Here is a 273-nt window from a genome sequence, read left to right as displayed (position 1 = left end):
GCGAAGGCCGCGCGAAGCTGGCCGAGATCGGCCATGCCGACCACGTCGAGGCCGCCGCTGCGCAGCTCGTCGAGATCCCCGTCGCCATGGCGCAGCGCGGCGACCTGGCCGCCGTGCCCTCGGGCCGGGGCGGCTGGGCGCTCGGCATCGTCACGGGCGAGCGGGTCGCGGTGCTGACCCGGCACAAGCTGGAACAGCTGCCGCTCGATGTGGCAGCTCGGGCCTTCGAGCTTCGGCCCTGACATGATCCGCATTTTCCTTCTTGCCGCCCTG

Annotated in this window: 1 protein-coding gene; it reads left to right on the top strand. The window is 72.5% G+C overall.

Features of this window, described 5'->3' with window-relative positions; translation table 11 throughout:
* The coding region (locus JI664_RS23685) for a DUF6950 family protein (protein WP_414707760.1) at window positions 1-242 on the top strand (242 nt) is incomplete at its 5' end.
* Window positions 243-273 lie beyond the last annotated feature (31 nt).

Source organism: Rhodobacter sp. NTK016B, assembly GCF_017303295.1.
Classification (GTDB): Bacteria; Pseudomonadota; Alphaproteobacteria; order Rhodobacterales; family Rhodobacteraceae; genus Pararhodobacter.
This window is presented reverse-complemented; position numbering and strand designations above follow the sequence as displayed.